The organism is Metallosphaera javensis (ex Hofmann et al. 2022) (genome assembly GCF_022064045.1).
Classification (GTDB): Archaea; Thermoproteota; Thermoprotei_A; order Sulfolobales; family Sulfolobaceae; genus Metallosphaera; species Metallosphaera javensis.
Genome location: NZ_JAKNCW010000074.1, coordinates 1 through 249, shown reverse-complemented (window position 1 = coordinate 249; position 249 = coordinate 1). Strand labels below are relative to the sequence as shown.

1 pseudogene is annotated in these 249 nt (G+C 57.0%); it reads left to right on the top strand.

The features are described 5' to 3' along the window. A pseudogene (locus L3N51_RS12450) lies at positions 1–249 on the top strand (IS1 family transposase); the annotation flags it as partial.

Below are 249 nucleotides of genomic sequence, written 5' to 3'. Positions count from 1 at the left end.
GTTCTCCGTGGGAGACAGGAGCGAGAACACGTTTCAGGAGCTCGCGCAGTACGTGCCCGAGAAGGGGACATGGGTTTCGGACGACTACAACGTCTATTTCCTCCTCCCCGAGCACAGGGTCGTGTCACCCGTTAACCCCAACGAGTCCTTCCACTCGTCCCTCAGGGACAGGCTCGTGAGGTTCAAGAGGGCAACCAAGGCAGTGAACAGGAGCTTTGATATGATGAGGTACTCCGTAGGTCTCGTTCT